Source organism: Nocardia sp. NPDC051911 (assembly GCF_040681035.1).
In the GTDB taxonomy this organism is placed as follows: domain Bacteria; phylum Actinomycetota; class Actinomycetes; order Mycobacteriales; family Mycobacteriaceae; genus Nocardia; species Nocardia sichangensis.
The window spans coordinates 1-21,625 of record NZ_JBFAXY010000056.1 but is presented as its reverse complement, the minus strand read 5'-3'; the positions used below and the strand labels follow the sequence as shown (position 1 = coordinate 21,625).

Genomic DNA, 21,625 nt, shown 5'->3' with positions numbered 1-21,625 from the left:
GCGATCAAGACCCACCGCCGTACCCGCGCCGGTGACGCGCACGAGCGCGGCGTCACCCCGAAGACCGCGCCGATCGGCGTCGGGCTCGGACTGCCCCGAATCGGCGCATGAGGCGCTCGGCATGATTCCTCAACTCGACGTCATCGGCATCATCGTTACCGACATGGCTGCCTCACTAGCTTTCTACCGCCACCTCGGAATCAATTTCCCTCCAGGCTGCGAGAATCAGCCGCACGTCCAAACAACCCTCAGCAATGGTCTGAAACTCGCACTCGACACCGACAGCATCACCAGGGCCTTCCACGCCGAATGGCGGACACCTCCCCGAGACGCTGGTCGCATCGTCATCGCTTTTCGATGCGCAGACCCGCTACATGTCGATTCTGTCTACGCCAGCCTCGTAAGCGCTGGATACTATGGCGAGCTAGACCCCCACGACGCCTTCTGGGGACACCGCTATGCGATCGTGCAAGACCCTGACGGTAACCGAGTGGACCTCTACGCGGGGCTGGATAGGAAAGTGTCGGGTTAACGGCTCGGGTTCACTTCCAGTAGCGGTTTGACCCCGATCCACCCGGGTCTCTACGCGCCCGAGGTGCGAGGACCACCGGTTTTCGGGTAGGAGACGCTGGTCTACCAAGCTTTCCGCTGGTTCTTCCTGGCCGTAGGGACCCAGGCGTGGTTCAGGTGGTGACCTGCCATAGTCGCCAGCCGCCCGCCCAAGACGAGTGCGGGCAGGTGCAGCACGAGCTTGTGCTGTGGGCGGGCGGAGCGGCGGTGATCCTTCTACACACCCACGCGGAGTTCGCGCCGAACCGCTCCGAGAGTATGCGCCAGCGGGCCGTCGATAAGGTAGACGAATACGGTCTCGATGACCGCCTGGCGACAGTCGATGATGTCGGCGTCGACTGTGGGGTCGTTGCTCGCGCAAATACCCAGTTGCGGCCGTTTCCGCTCACGTTGATCCTGAGGTCGCCGCTCACGCAGTTCCCCATGTGTGGTGGTGGGTGTGGTCCTCGCAGGAAGTTGGCTGCGCCGTCGGATGGTGATGGGCAGCTGGGATGGGCGAGGAGTACCCAGTGCGTGTTGTGGCTACGTACGTGGCATTTGCTGACTATCCGCTGTTCACCGATGCGGGCACCCCCCTGGCCCGTAAGACTTGAGTCTACGCACGAAATCTGTCGATCTCGTCCCGAATGGAGTGACCGCCCTTGAAAATGGTGCTCGACAAGTGCGGTTAGGATCCCAGCCGCGCACAGCGCAGTGACGCACCCTTGAAGCAATGACGCCCTGCCGGGTTCCAACCATCGGGTTCACACTACCCGCGCACTCGCCGGTGCCAGTCTCGACCGATGCCCGGCCACCTGGAGTGCCGATCGAAGACAACCTATATTTCTGTATTCGTTGAACGGGTTGGCCGCGAACCATGAATTCATGGCCGGTCAAATAGAAATCAGGTGAGTACATATCGCCTCGTGATGACAAGAGTGTTCGGCCATGGAGATGGTTCCCCTCTGTATGGCCAACCGATCGGGATAAGGTCCGTCCAATGACTAAAATACTTCCTCTTGCATACGGATACTTACGTGATGACATAATCGAAAATGCTGGATATGGGTCAAGCGATGCCAGGCTACGTGAGGCCGCCGCGTCACTCGGCTACGAACTGGGCACCGTATTCCATGAGCCGACGCCAGAGTCGGGGATACTCCCCCCTGCGTTTGTCGATCTCGTCGCCGAATGCCGCCGAGCCGCGGCGCACGCCGTAATAACACTGCACGGACATCTGTCGAATATGGCTATATGTCGAATGGTCTTGCTAGCGGTCCTTGACGTGCGAGCGGATGCCGTGGTGCATGAAGTTGGGTCGTGACCCGGGCTTGATCGGTTGATCAACTGCAGCTCACCAACTGCGCCATGTCCACCAGGGCCTGTGCGCGCGGTGGTGTGCACATGGCCCCATACTGGTGGCCGAGCTCTGTTGTTTGCTACCGATTCAGCCGAACACGCGTGCTTGGACAAGCAACCCAGCGTCGGAGCCTAGGACTGACAGTACCTAGGCTGTTCAGGCATACTGCCGCCAGAATGAAGCCGTGACTTCCCCTCGCTTCGAGTTCGGCGAACTCCTGCATGCCTGGCGCGACCGCCTTTCCCCGGCCGACGCCGGCTTCGCTATGACGGACGGCCGTCGGGCCCCCGGATTGCGCCGGGAGGAACTCGCACAGCTAGCCGGGCTTTCTGTCGACTATATTCAGCGCCTTGAACGGGGACGCGCCCGCAATCCGTCGCCGCAGGTAGTCGGCGCCCTGTCTCGAGCGCTTCAGCTCTCCCGGACTGAGCGCGACGACTTCTATCGCAGTGCAGGTTTATTGCCCCCGCGCGACGGGACGATCGACACCCATGTGCCTCCAAGCATGCAACGGATCGCCGCGCGTCTGGAAGCATTCCCGATCGGAATCTTCGCTGCGGACTGGTCCCTGGTCTGGTGGAATGGGATGTGGAGCGCCCTGCATGGCGACCCGTCTTTGGCGCCGCCGACTGAGCGGAACCTCGCACGGGCGCTGTTCGGCACCGGTTTTGCGCGGGCGTCCATGCGCCCTTTCTCGTCCTACCACGCCGAAGACGCTCTCGAATCCTCGATTGTCGCCGACCTCAAAGAGGCAATATCCCGCTACCCCAAGGATCGACAACTTCAAAGCCTGGTACATGACCTCACAACCACGTCGGACACCTTCGCGCACCTGTGGGCGACGTCGACGGTATCCAGGCATACTTCCAACCGGAAGACGATCTTGCATCCGGAGGTCGGCGCCATCACTCTCGACTGCGACGTCCTGCTCGTACCAGGAGCGGACCTTCGCATGGTTACGTACACTGCCGCAGCCGCAAGCGGCGCCGCGCGCAAGCTCGACCTTCTGCGGGTGACGAACGGTCGCACCGCCACAGCACCTCTTCGATCGGATCGCGGCCATCCGGCGGAGGGTTGTGAAGACCGTTTTCAGCGGCGGGACCCAGGTACGCTGCTATAGAATAGCTCTACGACATAAGGCAGATCCCTCCTATCAGCCGCAGCTCCTGGTCGGCGCGATCGTGTCGGATTGGTCGCCTTGGGTGTTCGACCACCGCTGCAGGGCACTCCGAGCCGAGCACCTCCAACACAACAACCACGCAGTTCATCGGAGAAACCTCACGTCACGCGGCACCCATCGTCTCCCTGGACGCACGGCGATCGGATCTCAAGAATCCATGAACAGATTATCCATGAACAGATCTTCGAACCCCGATGAAACCTCACCTCTGAGAGGTGATCATACACCTGCTACAATCCGCGATGATTCAAATCTGCCAGCTCCCACCAGTGAGTTCGTCGGACGATATTCAGAGTTGCGACAGATCGAGAACCTGCTGCGATTAGAAAACAGTCGACTCATCACTCTCGCCGGACCCGGCGGTATCGGCAAGACGAGGTTAGCGGTTGAGGCACTTCGCCGGTTCCGAAATACTCCCGATCGACCTATCTACTGGATACACTTGGCGCGGTTGAAGGGCGACGCAACCAGCAACATGATCGCGGAAGAGATTTTGCACTGTATTGCAAAAATAGACATGTCCGGTCGCCCTGCAGCGGATGTTCTTATAGAAATACTTTCCACCCCTGGCCCTGCCGAGCCTCGTCGATCGATTCTGGTAATGGACAATTGCGAGCACGTGCTCTCCGGCGCCGCTCAACTCATAATCAGATTACTGACGATCCCTCGATTAACTATTCTGGCGACCAGTCGGCAGGCAATGGGATGGGCCGACGAGCACCTCATAGACGTGCCGCCGCTTTCACGTGCACATGCATTGGAACTCTTACGACGGCGAGCGGCAATCATTGGCAGACCGATATCAGACAGCCCTGACCAACTGTCCACTGCAGCCGAGATTTGCCTGCATGTCGATAACAATCCCTTGTTCATCCGGCTCGCCGCAGCGCGGCTGCGTAATCGGCCGGCGAAGGCTGTACTCCGAGAATTGACAGGCAATTTCGATGACAAACGCCTGCAGTGGTCGCACGGCGTGCGTGCTGGCGTCGAGGAACGCCATCTCAGTGGTCACAGTATCATTTCCTGGTCTTACGGGTTATGTACGGATGCTGAACAACTGCTACTCGACCGGATGTCGGTCTTCGCGACGAGCTTCGAAGCGCACCACTACGAAAGTAGGATCAGTGGAGCTGAACTCGATGCAATTGTGACGGTGTGCGCCGACGAGGCTTTGCCGTCCGAAACAATCGAGCCGTTGCTGGAGACATTGACGGAGCGTTCGCTGGTCTCAACAAATATCACTTCAACAGCAGTACGGTACTTTCTACTCGAAAGCGTACGGGTGTTCGTCAGCGGTCAGCTGAGGAACCGAACCGGAGAGTTGGATGAAGAAAGGCTGCTCGCACGACTCCGACGCTACTACCGAGACCGAGTCGTTGCCGGATCGGCGATGCGGTCGAGCCGCGAACAGAGCGACTGGATAGAATGGACGCGTGGCGCCTGGGAGAATATTCTGACCGGTATCGAGACCAGCCTTACAACTCCCGATGAAGCCGCCGTAGGGATCGAGACCGCAATCGCATTCATATCACTGCAATGCCCATTCGTAATTTCTTACGCCCCGAGCTCGATGACCGCATATATTCAGCGCGCCATGGAAGCCACTCGAGACATCGGCCCGGTGCCTATCGAGCTTCGAGTAGCGGCACTAGCGGATATCAGTCATCTCGCGCTGTGGCAAGGCCATTATGCCTATGGCGCCCGTCTTCTGGAAGAATGTGCCGACATCTGCATATCCGACGTGGCACAGCGTCATGAATGGCGTGAAACAGCCCTCTCTGACATCGGCCTGCCAGCGGTCGTGGAGTTCACCTGGGGACTAGAACTTATGCTGACCCGCTCAGACCCACGTGCTCCACATGTATTCGCCCGCGCCCGGAGCAAATTTGCCGAAAGCGGCGACAAGGCGGGTGAGCAACGTAGCGAATTGTTCGAGGCACTGGCCTACTCCATGGTCGGCAATGGACCGCAAGCGCTGTGGTTTTCCCGTCAGCATCTCGATCGCGCGCTCAAGTCGGATGATACCGGCTGGGTCATTCCTTCAGCTGAATTGGCCTGGATGCTCGCGCTGACCTTGCACGGTGATCCGCACGAAGCATTGAAGGTTGGGGCCGGAGTGCTAAAGGCAGGCATCGATCCGTGGACAGCCACCTGGGCGCTTCGCTTCGGCGCTGCAGCACTCACCCGCATCCTCGCGAATCGTATAGATTCAGGAGATTCCGAACGAGACGAATTAGCAGATTCAGCCATGGACATCGCCATTCTTCAGGGAAGTATGGCTGAAGCGCACCGGTCGATGGGAATATCCGTCGCTGAACTAGCAATCGTTGCATCCGAAGAGCACCGCACCGCTGACGTCATCAAATCGATACTCGGCGATGAGACTTACGCCGCTGCCGTGAACCAAGGCGCTCTAATAAGGCCCAATTCACCGGAGCTGCAGCGAATTATGGTGAGCAGTCGATCCGGCGACGACTTGCGGAAGATGCCGGCCGATAGTCGTGCAACTTCTCGTTGGCAGGAACTCTCCCCCGCCGAACGTGAGATTGCAGTGCTGGTCGCTGCTGGCTGGGCCAACAGCGCGATCGCTGCACGCCGCGGCAGCTCCATCCGTACTGTCGACACACAACTGTCCGTCATTCTCCGGAAACTAACACTTACTAGCCGGATGGATATCGCCACGGTCATACCGACCGAACTCAAAAAGCGAGTCCAACTTGAAGCTAACGAGCGCCCAACCCGTCTTCGCCGAAGCTAGCTATGCCAGCAGTTCGCGATCCGGCCTGTAGTGCCCGAAATACTGCCACTGCATCTCACCCAGCGGAGTCCCTTCTCCACGAACCCCACCCGATCAAGCTACTGTTTTGCGCCTGATCCGTTGATTGTAGGATTCGGCGGTGGCGAGGACTGGCCGGCCGTGGTCGGGGCCGGATTTGGTGGTGACTGAGGCTCAGCGTCGGGAGTTGATACGGGATGCGCGGGCGTCGACGCAGGCGTATGCGCTGCGGTGCCGGATCGTGCTGGCGTGCGCCGAGCCGGCCATGTTCAATACCCATGTTGCGGCCGAGGTGGGTGTGTCGGCGATGACGGTGCGTAAGTGGCGGGGCCGCCTTATCGACTACGGCCTCGCGGGCCTGGCCGATGAGCCGAGGCCGGGCCGTCCGCCGTCGATCCTGCTCAGGTGCAGCAGGTGGTCGAGCTGACCCTCGAGCAGCCCCAGCCGATGCCACGCACTGGTCACGGTCGTCGATGGCCGAGCGGACCGGGCTGTCGAAGTCGACGGTCGGGCGGATCTGGCAGCGGTTCGACCTGAAACCGCACCTGACCGATGGGTTCAAGATCTCCACCGACCCGCTGTTCGTGGTGAAGGTCGCCGATGTCGTCGGCCTTCACCACAATCCTCCCGAACGGGCGGTGGTGCTCTGCGTGTACGAGAAGGCCTAGATCCAGGCACTGGATCGGTCACAGCCGGTCACGGATTGTTCGTTGAACAGAAGAGATACCGGTGGAGCAGGAGGGCGCAGCTCACCGACTCCGGCGACGCGTTTCCGGGATACCGTAGGACGCCGCTAACCAAGCGAGCCCCGGACCGTGTACGTCGGTTCGAAGCTCGTTTGAGGGTTTTCACGCCTATCTGCCGATCGCGCAGTAGTTTGAACGAGAGTTAATGTACACCCGCGTCGGATCTTTTTCCAAATTTTCGGCGACAATCGCCTGCTCGATCGCGACCGCCGCGGCAAACGTTGCCAGTTCATGGAAGAAGAGCTGATCGACTACATCCTCGCAGAGGTGATTGGGAAGGCGATCGAGCCACTGGTCGAACTTTGTTAGGTCGGTGTGTCGGCTCAAGTTCTGTTGTGATTCTCGAGACCAGGCCGGGATGGATTACGGTGAGCGGGCACGGGTCGACGAGTAGCTCATAATCCAGCCGATCCGCACCATCGGTCACATCATGAGCTGGACACCGGGCCGCACAAGCCACCACCAGCGCCGAACGGCGGAAAAAGCATGACCGCGTAGTATCTGACGGTTCGAAAAGTCGTGAGCCGATGCCCGTCACCTTTCTCGTGGGTACCGAGATCGGGCTTACGGCCGCCAGGCTCGGTATGACTTCTTGCCCCTACTTGCCGGCATCCACCCCCTGTCGAACGCGTCCTCGGACCCCGCATCGCCCACCCAGCGGTGCTGGAGATTCTGTCGCGGCGCGGCGGTCCCGAAGGAATCCGGGCCGCCGGTCGGCGCAAACTCACCGCCATCGCCACCAAACACGCCCCACGCATGGGCGCGCGGCTCGTCGATGAAAACTTAGCCGCGTTGCCCGCGCAAACCGTCACCGTTCCCGGCACCAAAGCCGCTGAAACAGTGCTCCCGAAACTGGCAGATTCGTTGAATGTAATTCTGCTGTAACGCAAGCAGATCGCCGAGGACATCGACGAGATGCTCGCCGACCACCCTCTTGCCGAGGTCCTGACTTCGATGCCCGGCATCGGAGTCAGGACCCGGACCCGCATCCTGCTCGAAGTCGGACGCCACGGCGTTCGCCTCGGCCGGCCGCCTCGCCTCCTACGCCGGCTTCGCCCCGATCACCCACCGCTCCGGCAGCTCCATCCGCGGTGAGCACCCGGCCCGGTCCGGCAACCACAAGATGAAGGCGGCGACGAGGTCGAGGAATCCTTGGTGGCTGTCGGTGCGTCGTTCCCAGCGGATGGCGAGGCGGCGGTACTGGTGGAGCAGCGCGAGGCACTGTTCGACGCCCCAGCGTCCGGCGGTCACCTTGTCGCGGGTGCCGCGGCGGGGGATGCAGCCGGTGATACGGCGTTGCCGCAGTTCGGTATAGACGCTGAGTTAGTCGTAGCCCTTTCCGCAATCAGGGTGTCGACCCGATGGCGCGGCCGGCCGAGTCGCCCGCGCAAAGGTTGTACCCGGTCGAGCAATTCGGGCAGCGCGAGGTGGTCGTTGAGGTTGGCACCCGACAGGGACAACCGTAGCGGGCCGGTTGCTACCTATGTCATCGACAACCCGACGAGTCCGGGTCGACTCGCAACATGCAATGCCACAGGTTCCGTATTCAGCAGTGTTCGCAGAGCAGGGACCCTCGGCCAACCGCCGCGGGCATCGGTGCTCCGGCGGCCGCCGTGCGGGCTGGCCGGTGGCCTGCCGGAGCTGGTGCTCATCGATCAAGGCAAGGACTTCCCGTCCGGCCCGGGCACACCCAGAGCACAGGAAGGTTGTCGGTGGTGCGGGCGATGGTTGGCCTGCTTGCGAGTCATAAGGCATACGCAAGAATCGGCGTCTAGGTCTCCCCGGGGCGCGACAAGCTGCTCCTGACGGCGCTGTGGTCACCGCCTAGCTGGATCCACTGGCAGCATGTCGGCAGCCAGCACTGCGCGTACGGCGTCGACGGCGGCCTGTTGAAGCGGCGAGAAGAGATGATCCTGCCGCGAGAACAGGACAAGACGTTCGTGGATGACCAGCTCGGGTACGTCTACAGCGACAAGGCAACCTGCGTCCACTTCAGGTTGCATTGCATATGCGGGCGCGAAAAGCGCCCAGTCATTAGCAATCGCGGCCCGTTTGATGGCCTCTACATGGCCGAACCGAATGATGAAGTTGGGATCAAGGTGGGTGGTCATTCGTAATCGCTCCACCAGGTCGCGGTAGACCGCGTTGCGTGGCGCACCCACGAGCGGCAATGACATTGCTGCCGAGATCGGCATCGAGCGGCTCGGCGGCGCCGCGGTCGGCGTCATGTACAGGATCAGAGGTTCAGACCGCAGGAACTCGGCTTCGACCGACTCGGGCAGGTGACGTTGATCCCAACTGACGACCGCGAAATCCGCATCGCCGCTCTCCACCGCTTGCAACGCCTCGCCTGGCTGTGCAATGTGCAATGTAAGATCGGCGCGGGGACGGGCCTGGCGCAGGTCCGTCAGGACTTTTGGCAGCAGGTACGTGCCTACCGCCATGCTTGCCCAGATAATGACACTGCCGCCGAGCCCGGTCGCAAGGTCACTGACATCGCGCCGGATCTGCGCCGCACCCGCCAGCACATCGCGGGCCCAACGATCGGTGCGTTCACCTGCTTCGGTTAACACTAGCCGGTTGCCGTTACGTTCGAACAACTTCGCCCCTAGCCACATTTCGAGGGCCCGCAACTGATTCGATACCGCAGGCTGTGCCACCATGAGCACCTCTGCCGCACGGGTGACGCTGCGTTCCTCAACCACCAGCCGGAAAATTTCAAGCCTACGAAGGGAGAGCTGCGTGTCCATACACTTCAATATAGGGCGCGTTGCCACCCATCCGTCTTCATACGTCCGCCGGTATTCTAGAGCCGTACACTCGAGCGAGGGTGGGCGAGCGCAAGCGCATGTTCGAAGAAGATCAACTGGCGCTGAACTCGATCGGAGCGATCATCACGCAGACTCGTAAGCTGGCGGTCGTTTTCTGACGTGAGCCTCCGCGGGCCGTCTTGCCTTGACTCGAGCATCGGGCTGTTGAAAAAACAATCGTCGCGATGTCTACTACTCGCACATGGAAAGGGTCGACTGGTACAGCTGTACAACAACGTCCACCTGCGCAAGCAACTGGACTACGCGCAACGCTGCCATGTTGACCGGCGCTCGACCGAACTACAGGTGTCAAGCCGATGTCCCACTGTGGTAAGGGTCCCGGCAAGCGATCTAAGCACCCTTTCGCCGCTGGGCCTGTGCCAGGTGTGGGCGGCGGTACCACAACACAACATACGTCGACCTCGGCCGCAATGTGGGTGTTGGATCGCCTGGCACGGCGCAGGCCAGCGCCATCCTGCGTCGCAACGGCTATGCCTGCGTCGATGTCGCCGCCCAAGCACCCCGATCGACTTCCGATGCTGCGTCTCGGTCACCGTCAACTCCGGCCGCGCAGCACTCGCTACCGCCGAGCGATATTTGCTAAACGTATGTCAGGCTCAGAAGCATAGCTGGCCTCGGAGAAGAAGCGGCTTGCCGCACGGCAAGCCGAATTGCCGACAGAATGCCCACATGAGAGAGGATGTTAGCGGTGGTGGGTCAAGCGTTCCCTCATAGCATAGGTCTTGGCGTGGTGCGGCATTTTGGTTGATCGCGATGTTCCGGTCGCGGGGGGCGTATTGGATACGTACGTATGACCGGAGCATTCTCGGATGTGTTCCCAGTGTGATTCTGTAGGATCCGTCGATACATCAACAATCATCGAACTTCCTATTGCGCTTCCATCACAAGGAAGGAATTGAGACCGCGGATCTCCGTGAAGTATGGTTGCGCTTTATTTGTTTTCGGTACTGCATACTGCATACTGCATCAAAGAATTGAGCGCTTGTCGCGGGCTCGAGCAACAATGATCCTTCTATTGATACGGAATGTTAATGGAATGTTAGAGCGTGCACTCTGGCAATGTTGGCCGCGCTGGTGGGCGGACTTCCATCAGGGCGCATCAATGGAATATATGTCAAGGTGGAACCACATGCCGGAGACTGGCGTACGGATAGCAACGCGCACTGTTGACCGGAACTCGCGCCCCCCTGATTGGCGAGGTAGGCGTAGGCGCTTTCTCGGATATCTATCTCTTGGATTCGCGCTCATATTCACTGCAGTAGCCATAATGCTACCAACTTGGATAGCCGATACCTTGATCAAATTTCCGGCGCAAGTGCGTGAGGTGGGCACTGCCTCCGGTGCAGGTTCGCTGCTGAACATCAATACCCTACTCCAAGGAAAACTCGAGGTTGAGCACGAGGTTCCTATAAAGGGATACTCGGTGATGACCAGTGTGGAGCCGACGAACGCTGAAACCGTCACGCTACGTGTCGCCCAGCAGGTAGTGCGATTGGACCGCCCGGGCCCCAAAGGGCTTTCAGATGCAATTGTGGACCAGGTGAGCATCGACCGGAGCAATGGGCGACCGCAGCGCAGACCGGCTATGACGGTATTCGAGCCAGCGCAGAAACCACTCCAGACGATCCGAACCGGATTCCAGTACAAACTTCCCTTCAATACAGGCAGACACGATTATCCATACTTCGACGTCGGTTCTCAGCAAGAGATCGCCCTGAAGTACCTCGATGACGCCACTTCCCTCGATGGCTTGCAACTGCTCCATTTTCGAACTCAATTGCATTCCGCTCCCCTAACCGGTCTCCTACCGATGCGAGGTAGTGTCACTCTACCCGCTCGTATTCTAGAAAATAGTAGCTCTGAGCAGGTGGTGACGATGCACCTATTTAGTTCAGCTATCCGTGATTTTTGGGTTGAACCTGCCACCGGCTCAGTGGTCTCGGCCGCGGAGCGCCAACTCAAATATCTGGTGACCAGTCCCGGCGGTTCCCCTTCTCTGACGGTCTTCGAGGGCACTATGCGCTCCGACGAACAAACCGTCATGAAATTGATAAAAAAATCCCATGAAGCGCGCCAGGAGATAGCGCTGCTGCGCACCGACGCGCCTGTCATCGCCTCGATAGCGGCTGCAGTAACCCTCGCATTCGGCGCGTGGCGCTTGCCACCTATCTGGCAACGAGGCCGTACTTCATGAGTAGTACAAATTCGCCGAAGCCGCATACCCCACTCGGATTAGGAGAACAATGGGCTCGCCTAATCTTTACACCTCTGATTGCGAACCGAATGCCTCAACGCCAACCACTGGACTGTCGCGCGGACCAGCCTGCTCGAGACATGTATGTGACTTCAATCCCGGCCATTTACATTAATCCGAATATGGTGTGGCTATGAGCGATGCGGCGGAATCAAACGATCGGCCCTGCTCGGTGCCGCGATTCGATCCTCACGACACTACAGTGCTGAATGAACCGTATTCAGTGTATTCGACTTACCGTCGATGCGACCCGGTGCATTGGGGGCAGCCCTACACTGTGGGCAGCGCGGGGTGTTGGTATCTATTCCGGCACGATCACATTTTGTCGGTACTAAAGGATCCTCGCTTTCGTCGGAATTTTGTACCGCTTTCGTCCGAAGCTAGTATCGCGCGTAAATCCGGGGATCAGCGGTTCGCCGAGTTATCGGGTCGTCTATTGTTGTCGACCGACCCTCCCGATCATGGGCGTATGCGTGCGCTGCTGGCTGCGGGTTTCACACCCGGGGCGACGCAACGCTATCGGGCGCTGACAGCGCATATCGCCAGCCGGCTGATCGATGACGCGCTCGCTGCGGCGGCGGCGTTCGACGTGATCGAAGACTACGCCGTGCCGGTATCGATTGCCGTTATCTGCGCTGTCCTCGGCATCGCTGCAGATGAGATCGATCCGCAGCTACCAGAATGGATTTCCGCATTCGGCCGTGGTTTCGATCTCCGCAAAGACCCATCGGCCATGAGGCAAGCCGGTGATGCAGGCGACAAGCTGTTGGAGTACTTTGACTATGTCGTCACGGGCCATGACAGGTCACAGCCCGGTGTTGTCAGTGTCTTGCTCGATGCCTATCACACCGGGCGATTGACTGGCGAGGAGTTGCTGTCGTTGTGTGTGCAGATCGTGTTTGCAGGACACGGCACGACGGTTGCGCAAATAGGCAATACCATCTTCGATCTTCTCACCCACGATGACCAACTGGTGTTGCTTAGGCGGTACCCGCAGCTCATTTCGGGCGCGGTGAGCGAGAGTCTACGGTTCAACGGCTCGGTCCACTCGGCGGCAGCGCGGAAGCCCATCGAGGATGTCGTCCTCGGCGACGCACTCGTTCGAGCCGGACAACCCGTCATCGGGTTCGTCGCTGCAGCGAACCGAGATCCGGCCGTTTTCGCCGACCCAAATAAATTCGATATCACGCGGGATACCACATTGTCGATCGCATTCGGCAGTGGGATTCACTACTGCCTTGGTGCCCGCCTGGCCCGCCTCGAATGCGAAATCGCTGTGAGCACTCTAGTTCAGCACCTGCCGGGGCTTGCGTTGCAAGAGCAGACACCTCCACGTCACGCGAACATAGTACTGCCGAGCATGCGAAATCTGCTGGTGACAACGTGAGCATTGGCCCCGCGCCAGATTGTGGCGACGGGCGAAAATTCTCACGGCGGCCGAAATCGAGACTGGGGATAGACCTCGAGGTCCTGCAAATGCCCACGGTGTACGTGTCTTCTCCCTCCGACCGGAAGCCGAGAGTTGGAACCGCTCTGCCGGTGCCTCGTATTCACTGTGCTCGAGCGAGGCTAGGTGCATCAGAATCGACGACGCCACCGGAGCCTCGCTGGCCATCCACCCATGACGACAAACGCAATTCGCCAGAATATTCGGCAACGGAACGGACATCGACATCTGCTCTCCCCTTGAGGCACCGACGGTCCGATTGGGCCTCTAAGGTCGTGGGCAGCGCGGACGCATCCCACAGGACTATCGACATCCGCGCACGCAGTGGCAGGCTCCTTGGTGAGGCCGGGGATCTGAAGCGTCGAGTTCGGTCACTGGTCGGAACGCGCGGGGTCGGTCATCCCAAACGAGCCCGCGCTGTCGTGAGCCCCGTCCCCGTTACCTTGTTCGTGGGACTGAGACCGGGCCCACGGTCGCAGCGGCCCGGTATGCTTTTTTTCTCAGGCGAACGCATGATCCGGGGGTGGAGTCGTCGGGCGCCGGTGGCGTCGACGGAGCGCTGATGGGGACAGGGCGGCTGCACAGGTCTCTTCGTAACTGGTGTTCACTTCTGCTGACACATCGATTTCCCAATACACAACGTATGCCTGTCGCACTCCGTGTTTCCCCATCGAGTGCGTAACCGCTGGTAGCCACAGTCACCTGTCGAAACCTCAACGCCCGGCACCCACGACGCCGTGGGCTTGGATTCGGACGGCAAATGACTTTTTCGAGAAGGCCTTGCCACCGACGAAGCCCGACTGTGGGCAGTGTACGACCAGCTCGCCATCCGAGGCGGACTGTTGATCTTGGTTGATCAAGCCAACACCATCGGCGCACCGCCGCCGCGCCTGAGGTCACGACATCGCCTATCTGCCCGGGGTTTGGTGCGCCGCATCGCGAGGAAATTCTGAAAGCAGCCTCGCTTCTCTTTCGCGCGGGTGATCAACTTGCGGCGCCGTCCATCTGTGCGCTCATCCGCGGTATGCGTGTATCCGGGGCTTCCGCGTCGATCCGATCTCCCGCGTGCTCACCGAGTTGGGCGTGCAGGCGCCGGACGCACATAGCGGAACCGGAAGACCGCGCCCGCCTCGGCGCGGACGTTCCCGGCGACAAGAACTTGCCCCAAGGCAAAGCTGTACCGACGCCGGGCTCGTCGATGCCCGGCCGCACTTGGCGCTGGCTGTCGAGCCGGGACGTGAACTGTCATATTATTACTGTCTCGCATCCGCTCATTATGTTGCGAGATCCATTCCAGAACGGGGACAGGGTTCGCCGGAGTGGATAGCGAGGACTGGTTCGCTGAGAAGTGGTTATGCGCGCTGAGCCTTGACAGGCGTGCCGTCGATACCACTTATGTCGTACCGACGGGTGAAGAGCCCTGCGATACCGAACTCCGCCATGCGCGCCAGCACTGCCTGCGCACCAGGGCTGTCATTGTGCTGCTGGAAAGCACGGGCGGACTCCCATTCCTCCAAAAGATGGAATACCCCCAGCTCGACGAGATCGGCGGTGACCTGGTACCGGATCACCCCGGGCTCCTTCACGACCTGCGTAGCCCACTCGATCAGCGCTTGGGCGAGTTCGTCGTGCCTACCGGAGTCGGCTTCGATCCTCACGTACAGGACGATGGGCTCTACCGGTTCAGCCAACGGGCTGAGATTACGTGCAGCGGCTTCGGTGAGACGTTCGCGAGTCCCTTCAACGGTAGAGATCAGGAACTCATCGGCGCGCAGACCACCCACAAGGCGGCTCGCGACGTATTCAGGTGTCTGCATCGTCGACGGATCGACGGCCGCTGCCACGACGGCGGCGGGAATGCCCACGGTGGAAATCTCCCGGGCGTGCCGGGTATTGGTCTGGTCGGGCGCCAGCACGCTGATGCCGACGTTCCGCGCGGCCAGATACGGAGCTAGGTTGCGGGCCAACGCAATCTGAGCGGCTTTGGTCACGACGTACGGGGCCGCCAACCCCGGCACGTCGTCAGGAAACAGGCCAAGTCCGGAGCTGGTGACGACGAAGTGACCACGCGAGGCGGTCAGATCCGGCAGAAATGCATGCAGAGCCCGCACGGTGCTCAGTACGTTGACGTCAAATATGTTCTGCCAGGTCCGGATCGGAATGCTCTCGGGCGGTCCGGCCAGTGCATAGCCTGCGTGGCACCACACGATGTCCACATGCTGGTATTTTTGGCACGCCAGTGCTGCCACTGCTGCCACATCGGATTCGCTTCCCACGTCGCAATAGGCGAATACTGCGGTACCACCGGCGCGCTCGATCGCCGCGGCCGTCGCGCGCGCGGCCTCTTCGTCGATGTCGGCAACAAGAATGGCGCAGCCCGCCTGCGCGAGCGCGAGCGCACCTGCGCGCCCGATTCCGGAACCGCCTCCGAGTATGACCACCGTCTTGCCATCCATTTTCAAAGTTCTTACCTCCCGGCGTCCATGCGGTCGGTCACCGCTTCCCAGGCGTTGGTGTTGTCGAACCCACTCTCACCAGCCAGATACTCTTCAAAGACTCCGTCGGGATCACGTTCGGCCCTGATCTGTTGCAGTCGAGTCCAACTGGCATCGGTCAGGCACTTCACCCGGCGGTTCTGCTGGTCGGAATCACCCCAGTACTGACCGATCGTCAGCGGCTCCAAGTCCTGCATCGCCGACAACAACCAGTCACGATGTATCTCGTCGCTGGCGGAATCTTCATAAATAACATACGTTCCGATCATCACATCGGTTTTGAGCGACATCGCGATGTCGGGTCCCTCATGGGGAAGGGCGAACTGAAAGAAGGTGTGCCCCGGTTCATTTCGAGGGCGTTCGAGAACGAGCCGGCTGCTGGCTGCCACGATTTGCGACGGCGCGCCATCAACCCAGGCAGAGTCGACCCGGTAGCGGTAACCACTGGGATGGCTGGAGTCGACGAAAGCGTACTCGTTCTGCAGGGTTGTCGGATGGGGATCGATGGCGAAGAGGGCATGGTTTGCGAACGGCCCTTCGGTCAGTGGCGCCAGCGCAGCGCGGCTTTCATCCTCGCTGTTGCAGAAGGCGACTGCCCACACCACGAACAAAAGCTCGCCATCGGGGTGACCAGGAATCGGAAACTGAGGCACAGAGGAGATCGCAACTAAATGCACGGTGTCGGGAATCGAGTGCTGCTCGGCGCAGAGCCATCCCAGCACATCCGCGTATTTGTCGACGGGGAACGCCTGGACCATCGACGACAGTCCCACCGGAATCGGGCGAGTGCGCAGGTGGAATCGGGTGATGATGCCGCAGTAGCCAGGACCCGCACCGCGCGCGGCCCAGAACAGATCTACGTTCTGCGTGTCGTCGGCGCGGATGAGTTCCCCGTCTGCGGTCACGACGTCGATCGCTACAATCTGTTCCGCCGACCATCCCCAGCCGCGGAAGTTCCATCCGATCCCGCCCTGCAGCAGAAAGCCACCGACACCGACCGAGGAACACCCTCCGCCGGGGAAGAAGACACCGAACTGTTCGAGGTAGGGATTAAGCTCTTGTCCACCAGTGACCGCTGGCGTGACACTGACGATTCCGGTCGTTGCGTCGTAGTGAATGTCCTTCAACCCGAAGAGATCAATGAGTAGCCCGTCGTCACGCAGGCCCCACACCGGAAAACTGTGGCCGCCAGATTTGACGCCGACCTTCCAACCGCGTTCCCGCGCCAGACGCACACCCTCGACGACGTCGTTCTCGGTCTCGGCGAGCAGCACGGCTGCGGGGAATCGCTGTGGATGTCGGGAGTGGTGGATCCTTGCGATGCGCGCGTGTTCATATCCGGCTTCGCCCCGTACGATCAACGCTCCGGTGAATCGCTCGGTCGTGGTGCTGTCAGGACTCATCGTCGAGTTCCTTTCATTGCGCTATACTCGGGAATTAATTCGCTACTCTGCGCCAAGAGTTCTTTTGCTGCTGTTTTCCCCTGCGGGCTCAACGCGCACAGTGGCGGACGAACTAGATCCGAAGTAAGTAACCCCATCGACTGCAAAACCCATTTGACCGGCGCCGGATTCGTCTCGATGAACAGCAGGTCCACCAAAGGGTGCAAGCGATAATGCAGGTCCAGCGCGGCGCTGTATCGGCCGGATATCCAAGCGCGATATAGATCTGCGACAGCGGTGGGTGCCAGATTCGCGACCGCGCTGATCATGCCGACGCCGCCGATAGCGAGCAGCGGCAGCGCAAGCAGTTCGACCCCTGACCACACCATCAACTCCGGGCCGGCGATGCGGATCACGCGCGAGAAATGCTCAAAATTCTTCGTGGTTTCTTTGATTCCTATTATGTTGTCGAAGTCGCTGAACAACCGCGCCACTGTCTCCGGCGCGATTTCGACGGCAGTCCGTGACGGCACGTTGTAAATGGCGATCGGGAGATCGGGGAACTCCGTCGCCACGGTCGCATACCAGTCGTACAGTCCCTCTTGGGTCGGCTGCGCGTAGTAGGGCGTGATGATGAGCACTGCATCCGCGCCTGCCTCCTGCGCGGCGTCGGTGATTTCGATGGTGTCCTCGAGATTGGCTGCTCCGGTACCGGGAACGAACGGCACGCGATCGGAGATCTCCTCCGCGACAATGTCGATTGCGCGGATGCGTTCTGCGACTGTCTGCGCTGCCGGTTCGCCGGTGGATCCACCGATCGAGATGCCGTCAGATCCCGACGCAATCTGCCAGGAGGTGATGCGGCGCAGGGAATGCACGTCGAGTTCACCGTCAGTGGTGAAGGGCGTTACGAGGGGAGCTATAGATCCGCGCAGCGCGGTAGGAGTCATTCGGAATCTCATCGAGCCCCCATCAGACCGGGTTCGACGACGCGCAGAAACGCGGTCAGTGCCGCCGAATCCGATAGCCCCATGCCGAGCGGTTTGAACACCGTTGGCCCCGATGCGGTGTCGTCGGGTGCGACAGTGCCTGCGACGACGTCCGCCAACCTGTGCACCCGCGACCAGTCGTCGCCAAAGAACTCACGCAGCTCGCGGGAGGATCGTCGTGCATTCTCTAGGTTGTCCACCACCGTCAGCTTCGCCGAACCCAGCAGACGCGGGTCGAACTCGGCGTTCGAAGGAAGGATCGCACCGACCGCGTTGAGATGAGCGCCTGCAGCGAGGTCATCGGCGGCTAGTATCGGTTCGGTCGCACGAGTCACCAGAGTGACGATCCCGACGCCACGCACCGCGTCCCGCAGTGTATCGGCCACGACAACTGATGCGGGGACGTGCGCCCTGATCTGTTCGGCGAATGCGTCGCGACTACTGGGGCGCGGACTCCAGACGCAGATCCTGCGCAATGGGCGAACGGCGTGGACAGCCAGGACCTGGGACAAAGATTGGCGTCCCGAGCCTATGATCGCAAGCTCGTCGGCGCCGGAAGCGGCGAGTCTGCGAGTTGCGACGCCGACAATCGCGGCAGTGCGCACGGCGCCGAGGATCCCGGCCTGAACCACCGCATGTAGCCGACCGTCCTCCGCATCGAAGACGGTCGCGACGGCTGCGGCACCACGCGGGGTGTTGACCCACGTCTTGAACGCCACCAGCGACTCGCCCAGATCAAGTGCACCAAGCGCGTGGGCGCTGCTCCGTTCACCCCACGTGGTCATAGTCTTCGGGATGTTCGTCGCGGTACCTTCGTGTTCACGTCGCAAGGCGAACTCCACTTCCTCGATGACGGTCTCGAGTGAAAGCTTCGCGAAGACGTCGGCCTCCCTGTAGAAACGGATGTCGGTGTTCATTTGCCGACTTCACGTGGACCGACGTAGCCGGTGACACCGGCTTCTGATCCCAGGGTCAAGATCGGACCATCCATGCTCTCCTGCCAAATCAGCGACTCCATGCCGATATGCAGCGGGTGGTCCTGTACGGTGAACACGCCGATCGCGTCCGGCCCGGGGACGTGGAGGTGCTCGCGCCACCCTGGCGCCGACAGCAGCAGATCTCCCGGACCCCACTCGATCGTCTCGCCGTCGATAACACTTTTGCCGGTGCCTCGAAAGTGATAGTTGATCGCCGCCGAGATATGCCGGTGACCACGTGTCCCCTCAGGCATGGGCGGGAATCCCGCCGGAACTTGTGTGGCGGTGACGAAGAAGCTGTGAGTCGCGCCGTTACGGCGTTCGGTGGCGGGATTGTAGTACGCGAGAATTGCGCGTTTGCCGTCACCGAGCTGGTCGCTCAAGTGTTGCGAGACCGCAGCCCACGGCCAATGCTGAGCCTGGTTCTCCACGACCTCGATGTCGGTGAGAAACTCGTAGCCGCGGACGCGTGACCCGAACTCGGAGACTTCGAAGTCCGGCGCGTTCGTCCGATTGTACTGTGCAGAACCTTCGCGTGCAGGCGTGGGCGTGGGCGTGGCCGCGGTCATTTCGGCCAAGGGCTCTGCGTAGCTCACACCAATCTTGCTGAGCAGCGGATAGTTCGAGTAAGTCAAGCGTACCCATAATTCGTTGCTGTCGTTGCGGTAGCTGTAGGGCCTCATCGATGGGATGTTGCAGACGTCCCAGCGCGAAAGGTGGATTGTGCGCCCTCCGACCTCCACCCGGCCTTCCCCCTGGATTCCGATGACAACGTTGCTGCTGTTGCGTCGGAGTGGCTTCGTCGCTTCACCTGGGAGCAGCACTTCGACGACAACGTCAATACCAGGAGCGAAGCTGCGCACCGATCCTACGGAGTCGGGGTGTACGATGCCTGCGGCACGGTAGCCGTCGGCAGGTTGCGGCATCGAAGCGAGCCGCTCGATCTCGGCATGGATCTCCGCGGCCCGAACCTTGAACGGTCGCCATGGAACCGGCTGCTCCGTGCGCCCCCCAGGATGCGCATCGAAAGTGGCCATCTCCCCAGTGCTGAGTGGATCGGCAATCATCATTGATCGGTGTCCTATCGAGTGGATTGCTGCCACGAGATATCGTTGGCAGTGACTATGTTTCCCGGCCCCGTCGTGACGCTGTGCCGAAGCGTGCCGACGCCCGGCACACTGACCTCGAGTTCGTCTCCGGGCTCGAGGAACCGTGGCGGGTTCTGACGGTAACCTGAGCCCGCGGGCGTCCCGGTGGCGATGACATCACCCGGTCGCAGGGGGGTGAAAGTGCTTACGTAGCTGACCAGCGAGGCGAAATTGAATAGGAGACTTGACGTCGAAGCCTGTTGCACGACATGGCCATTCAGTCTTGTTGTCAGCTCAAATGGCCCACGGCCTGCCTCGTCTACGGTAGTGACCCACGGACCGCACGCACCACTGGCGAACCAATTTTTTCCAGCTGTCGCCTGGGCCGAGTGGGTCTGCCAGATTCGCTCGCTGTTCTCCGCCATTGGGGTGAAACCGGCGATGTGATTCCAAGCGTCATCTACCGGGATCCGCCGACCACCCTGACCGATCACGAGAGCTAACTCGCCTTCCCAGTCGAGGGCGCGGCTGTCGGCCTCGGTCACCACGGGATTCCCACTACCAACAAAGGAATCCGGGAAGCGAACGAACAGTGTTGGGTACTCGCCGGCTCGGCGATGATCCTCGCTATCATGGGACGCGTAGTTGAAGCCGACACAAATGATCTTGGCCTCCGAAGTGAATGGAGGCAGCCAGACGATCTCGTTCGCGGGAATGCAGATGTCGCTTTCCAGCACCGACGTCCGGGAGTTCGCGAGCAGATTGCTGAACGTCCCTGCACACTGGTCCAACGCGACGATGCCATCGGGTCCGACGATGCCGTACCGAACGTGGTTGCGATAGAAGAAGCGGGCTAGTTTCATGATCCTGTTCTTTGCGGTGGCCGTATGTGCAGTTCTATTCGCTAATAGCGGACCAATCTGCGATGCGCCTGCACACATCAGTAGATCCCTGATCGACACACGAATCCATTGTCAATTTCTTGATATGTGCATAATGTACACGTTATGGGTGATTTCAGTCGTTCCGAAGCGATGTAGACAGAGTGAGGTCTCAGACCATCGGAATACACGAGCGAAGGGCCGACGATGCTTGCATACGCATCCCGGTGGTGCCGATGTAACTGTGCGGCCGCGCTCATGGTGAGTACGACTATTCCTCTCGTGGCGCGCCACCCCGCAGCATTCTCGATCGTGTGGTGAGATTGCGCCGTGAGTTTGAGGAGTCCGGCTCCCGATTCGCCAATGTAGGTGACAGCTGTAGCCGACGGTCGTGACGACCGCGATGCAGTTGGCGCGACGAGCGTTTGTTTCCCCGACCGTCCGGTCGACCAGCAACCGCTTGATCAATAGAATTCGCCGACTTGGGGGTCCGCGTAGTCCTTCTTCAATATGTTTCCAGGCGCGGAGGGCATTCCAAGTGTTCGTCGTGAATCGGACTCCTCCGTACGAAGTTGGGCCGGATGTCCATGTCGGGTGGGTCGTAGTAGCGGTGGAAGGTCGGGGTCAGGCCGGAGGAGATCGGCGGGTTGATCCAGGACCAGTCGGTGGG

General features: G+C 60.5%; 18 protein-coding genes and 2 pseudogenes. 8 read left to right on the top strand and 12 right to left on the bottom strand.

The genetic code is table 11. From position 1 onward, the window contains the following. The first annotated feature begins 121 nt into the window (after nt 1-121). Entirely contained in the window at nt 122-532 is a 411-nt protein-coding gene (locus tag AB0L97_RS36820; RefSeq protein WP_364439191.1) for a VOC family protein, read from the top strand. A gap of 151 nt (nt 533-683) precedes the next feature. On the opposite strand, the pseudogene AB0L97_RS36815 reads toward AB0L97_RS36820, so the two are convergent. Both AB0L97_RS36815 and AB0L97_RS36810 read right to left on the bottom strand, forming a co-directional pair. Further along, a pseudogene (locus AB0L97_RS36815) lies at nt 684-924 on the bottom strand (IS1380 family transposase); the annotation flags it as partial. A 727-nt stretch (nt 925-1,651) separates the two neighbouring features. Next, entirely contained in the window at nt 1,652-1,786 is a 135-nt protein-coding gene (locus tag AB0L97_RS36810; protein ID WP_364439188.1) for a hypothetical protein, read from the bottom strand. Between the two features lie 307 nt (nt 1,787-2,093). On the opposite strand from AB0L97_RS36810, the gene AB0L97_RS36805 reads away from it, so the two are divergent. From AB0L97_RS36805 to AB0L97_RS36790, 4 genes are all read left to right on the top strand, one after another. Continuing rightward, nucleotides 2,094-3,029 (top strand): helix-turn-helix transcriptional regulator, encoded by a 936-nt coding sequence (locus AB0L97_RS36805; RefSeq protein ID WP_364439185.1) that lies wholly within the window; start codon nt 2,094-2,096, stop codon nt 3,027-3,029. Between the two features lie 232 nt (nt 3,030-3,261). Continuing rightward, nucleotides 3,262-5,847, top strand: a complete 2,586-nt coding sequence (locus AB0L97_RS36800; protein WP_364439181.1) for a LuxR C-terminal-related transcriptional regulator — start codon at nt 3,262-3,264, stop codon at nt 5,845-5,847. Nucleotides 5,848-6,028: 181 nt separating this feature from the next. After that, a complete protein-coding gene (locus AB0L97_RS36795; protein WP_364439178.1) occupies nt 6,029-6,292 on the top strand; it encodes a helix-turn-helix domain-containing protein in 264 nt (87 codons plus the stop codon). A gap of 46 nt (nt 6,293-6,338) precedes the next feature. Beyond that, a complete protein-coding gene (locus AB0L97_RS36790; RefSeq protein WP_364439175.1) occupies nt 6,339-6,533 on the top strand; it encodes a hypothetical protein in 195 nt (64 codons plus the stop codon). A gap of 186 nt (nt 6,534-6,719) precedes the next feature. Here AB0L97_RS36790 and AB0L97_RS36785 read toward each other — a convergent pair whose 3' ends face one another. Continuing rightward, nucleotides 6,720-6,938 (bottom strand): hypothetical protein, encoded by a 219-nt coding sequence (locus AB0L97_RS36785; protein WP_364439172.1) that lies wholly within the window; start codon nt 6,936-6,938, stop codon nt 6,720-6,722. 283 nt (nt 6,939-7,221) lie between these two features. Here AB0L97_RS36785 and AB0L97_RS36780 point away from each other — a divergent pair. Continuing rightward, a pseudogene (locus tag AB0L97_RS36780) lies at nt 7,222-7,746 on the top strand (transposase); the annotation flags it as partial. Here AB0L97_RS36780 and AB0L97_RS36775 read toward each other — a convergent pair. Together AB0L97_RS36775 and AB0L97_RS36770 are read right to left on the bottom strand one after the other, a co-directional pair. Further along, nucleotides 7,653-7,862, bottom strand: a complete 210-nt coding sequence (locus AB0L97_RS36775) for a hypothetical protein (RefSeq protein ID WP_364439201.1) — start codon at nt 7,860-7,862, stop codon at nt 7,653-7,655. The pseudogene AB0L97_RS36780 and the gene AB0L97_RS36775 sit on opposite strands and share 94 nt — an antisense overlap. A 566-nt stretch (nt 7,863-8,428) precedes the next feature. Further along, on the bottom strand, nt 8,429-9,361 hold the full coding sequence (locus tag AB0L97_RS36770) for a LysR family transcriptional regulator (protein WP_364439168.1): 933 nt from the start codon (nt 9,359-9,361) through the stop codon (nt 8,429-8,431). A gap of 1,084 nt (nt 9,362-10,445) precedes the next feature. On the opposite strand from AB0L97_RS36770, the gene AB0L97_RS36765 reads away from it, so the two are divergent. Beyond that, nucleotides 10,446-11,636: a DUF3068 domain-containing protein gene (locus AB0L97_RS36765; protein WP_364439198.1), complete on the top strand. Its 1,191-nt coding sequence runs from the start codon at nt 10,446-10,448 to the stop codon at nt 11,634-11,636. Between the two features lie 529 nt (nt 11,637-12,165). After that, the gene (locus AB0L97_RS36760; protein ID WP_364439165.1) at nt 12,166-13,083 is read left to right on the top strand and encodes a cytochrome P450; all 918 of its coding nucleotides are present in this window, start codon (nt 12,166-12,168) and stop codon (nt 13,081-13,083) included. A gap of 1,412 nt (nt 13,084-14,495) precedes the next feature. Here the strand turns inward: AB0L97_RS36760 and AB0L97_RS36755 are convergent. From AB0L97_RS36755 to AB0L97_RS36725, 7 genes are all read right to left on the bottom strand, one after another. Continuing rightward, entirely contained in the window at nt 14,496-15,599 is a 1,104-nt protein-coding gene (locus AB0L97_RS36755; RefSeq protein WP_364439162.1) for an SDR family NAD(P)-dependent oxidoreductase, read from the bottom strand. Nucleotides 15,600-15,610: 11 nt separating this feature from the next. After that, nucleotides 15,611-17,041 carry an FAD-binding oxidoreductase gene (locus tag AB0L97_RS36750; RefSeq protein WP_364439159.1) on the bottom strand — a complete coding sequence of 477 codons (1,431 nt, stop codon included), beginning with the start codon at nt 17,039-17,041 and terminating at the stop codon, nt 15,611-15,613. Next, nucleotides 17,038-17,970, bottom strand: a complete 933-nt coding sequence (dapA, locus tag AB0L97_RS36745; protein WP_364439156.1) for a 4-hydroxy-tetrahydrodipicolinate synthase — start codon at nt 17,968-17,970, stop codon at nt 17,038-17,040. The genes AB0L97_RS36750 and dapA overlap by 4 nt, the downstream gene beginning before the upstream one ends. Nucleotides 17,971-17,978: 8 nt before the next feature. Next, nucleotides 17,979-18,926 (bottom strand): ornithine cyclodeaminase family protein, encoded by a 948-nt coding sequence (locus AB0L97_RS36740; RefSeq protein ID WP_364439153.1) that lies wholly within the window; start codon nt 18,924-18,926, stop codon nt 17,979-17,981. Further along, nucleotides 18,923-20,056, bottom strand: coding sequence for a hypothetical protein (locus AB0L97_RS36735; protein ID WP_364439150.1), 1,134 nt, complete (start codon nt 20,054-20,056; stop codon nt 18,923-18,925). Before AB0L97_RS36735 ends, AB0L97_RS36740 begins: the two co-directional genes overlap by 4 nt. Nucleotides 20,057-20,067: 11 nt before the next feature. Then, on the bottom strand, nt 20,068-20,937 hold the full coding sequence (locus AB0L97_RS36730; protein WP_364439147.1) for a fumarylacetoacetate hydrolase family protein: 870 nt from the start codon (nt 20,935-20,937) through the stop codon (nt 20,068-20,070). A 523-nt stretch (nt 20,938-21,460) separates the two neighbouring features. Next, nucleotides 21,461-21,625 (bottom strand): nitric oxide synthase oxygenase (locus AB0L97_RS36725; protein ID WP_364439195.1); only part of this gene is annotated, 165 nt, incomplete at its 5' end.

What these genes read in the sequence shown, in the direction of transcription:
- AB0L97_RS36820 (WP_364439191.1), top strand. Translation starts at nt 122, where the DNA reads ATGATTCCTCAACTCGACGTCATCGGCATCATCGTTACCGACATGGCT.
- AB0L97_RS36810 (WP_364439188.1), bottom strand. Translation starts at nt 1,786, where the DNA reads ATGTCCGTGCAGTGTTATTACGGCGTGCGCCGCGGCTCGGCGGCATTC.
- AB0L97_RS36800 (WP_364439181.1), top strand. Translation starts at nt 3,262, where the DNA reads ATGAACAGATCTTCGAACCCCGATGAAACCTCACCTCTGAGAGGTGAT.
- AB0L97_RS36790 (WP_364439175.1), top strand. Translation starts at nt 6,339, where the DNA reads ATGGCCGAGCGGACCGGGCTGTCGAAGTCGACGGTCGGGCGGATCTGG.
- AB0L97_RS36770 (WP_364439168.1), bottom strand. Translation starts at nt 9,361, where the DNA reads ATGGACACGCAGCTCTCCCTTCGTAGGCTTGAAATTTTCCGGCTGGTG.
- AB0L97_RS36765 (WP_364439198.1), top strand. Translation starts at nt 10,446, where the DNA reads ATGATCCTTCTATTGATACGGAATGTTAATGGAATGTTAGAGCGTGCA.
- AB0L97_RS36760 (WP_364439165.1), top strand. Translation starts at nt 12,166, where the DNA reads ATGCGTGCGCTGCTGGCTGCGGGTTTCACACCCGGGGCGACGCAACGC.
- AB0L97_RS36755 (WP_364439162.1), bottom strand. Translation starts at nt 15,599, where the DNA reads ATGGATGGCAAGACGGTGGTCATACTCGGAGGCGGTTCCGGAATCGGG.
- AB0L97_RS36750 (WP_364439159.1), bottom strand. Translation starts at nt 17,041, where the DNA reads ATGAGTCCTGACAGCACCACGACCGAGCGATTCACCGGAGCGTTGATC.
- dapA (WP_364439156.1), bottom strand. Translation starts at nt 17,970, where the DNA reads ATGACTCCTACCGCGCTGCGCGGATCTATAGCTCCCCTCGTAACGCCC.
- AB0L97_RS36740 (WP_364439153.1), bottom strand. Translation starts at nt 18,926, where the DNA reads ATGAACACCGACATCCGTTTCTACAGGGAGGCCGACGTCTTCGCGAAG.
- AB0L97_RS36735 (WP_364439150.1), bottom strand. Translation starts at nt 20,056, where the DNA reads ATGATGATTGCCGATCCACTCAGCACTGGGGAGATGGCCACTTTCGAT.
- AB0L97_RS36730 (WP_364439147.1), bottom strand. Translation starts at nt 20,937, where the DNA reads ATGAAACTAGCCCGCTTCTTCTATCGCAACCACGTTCGGTACGGCATC.